This is a genomic window from Leisingera sp. F5 (genome assembly GCF_001593695.1).
In genome coordinates, this window is the sequence record NZ_LUKH01001200.1 from 1 (window position 1) to 1,199 (window position 1,199).

General features: G+C 58.3%; 2 protein-coding genes. One reads left to right on the forward strand and one right to left on the reverse strand.

Annotation, left to right across the window (positions count from 1 at the left end):
* Positions 1–416, reverse strand: a 416-nt coding sequence (locus A2I95_RS40110; protein WP_291737904.1) for an Rrf2 family transcriptional regulator, incomplete at its 3' end; no start/stop codon positions are given.
* 108 nt (positions 417–524) lie between these two features.
* Here A2I95_RS40110 and A2I95_RS40115 point away from each other — a divergent pair.
* The coding region (locus A2I95_RS40115; protein ID WP_291737905.1) for a DnaB-like helicase C-terminal domain-containing protein at positions 525–1,199 on the forward strand (675 nt) is incomplete at its 3' end.

The following is a 1,199-nucleotide window of genomic DNA, read 5'->3' on the forward strand; positions in this document are numbered from 1 at the left end:
CGCATCAGGTCGTGGTTGTCACAGACCAGCGCTTCCAGTGTGATGTCATCCAGCGAGGTGTAAAACGCCTGCGCGGCGTCAGCCAGCGCCACCTTGAGACGGCAGGCATCGGTCAGCGGGCAGGTATTGTCCGCATCGGCAAAGCATTCCACCATCGGCAGGCCGCCTTCAACATCGCGGAACACGTCGCCGATGCGGATCTCTATTGCGGGTTTGCCAAGGTTCATGCCGCCATTGCGGCCCCGCTGGGTCGCCAGATAGCCAAGCTGGCTCAGCTGGTTGATCACCTGCGCCAGATGGTTCTCCGAAATATTGCAGCATTCCGCGATTTCCGCCTTGGTGACCAGTCGGTCTTCATTGGCTGCACAGAACATCAGCAATCGAATCGCTATGTTGGTTCTCTTGGTAATACGCATCGTTTCAGCGCCTTCCATCATTCCATTCCAAAGATGTATTGCACATTTCCCAATTTGGCTGTTTGACATATATCAATTGCTCATCTTCAAAATCGACCGGAACGCCCCTTGGAACACCCTTATTTCTTTGGCTATGGCAGCCTGGTGAATGCCGCGACCCATGATTTTTCCGATCCGCAGCCTGCCCACCTGTCTGGATGGCGCCGCGCCTGGCGGCACACGGATCTGCGCCCGGTCGCCTTTTTCGGATATGGTGGAATAGGGGTCATGCCAGGCAAGGCGGCCAAGGTCGATGTGAAATCCGAACCTCGCGAACAGATCGTCGAGGCGGAACAGGCGCTTTACAAGCTGGCCGAACAGGGGCAGACGGAAAGCGGATTTCAAAGCTTTCTCAAGGCGGTAACGGAGGCAGTTAATGTCGCCAACGCAGCCTACCAGCGTGAAGGCGGGCTTGCCGGCATCTCGACCGGGCTTATCGACATGGACAAGAAGCTGGGCGGGCTGCACAAGTCCGACCTTCTGATCCTCGCCGGGCGCCCGTCGATGGGCAAAACCTCGCTGGCCACCAACATCGCCTTCAACATCGCCAAGGCCTACAAGAAGGGCGAACGCCCCGACGGCAGCAATGGCGCCATCGACGGTGGCGTTGTCGGCTTCTTCAGCCTGGAAATGAGCGCAGAACAGCTGGCGGGCCGGATCCTGGCCGAAGCCTCGGAAATCTCCAGCCACAAGATCCGCCAGGGTGACATGGACGAGACCGAGTTTCGCCGTTTTGTCCAGGCC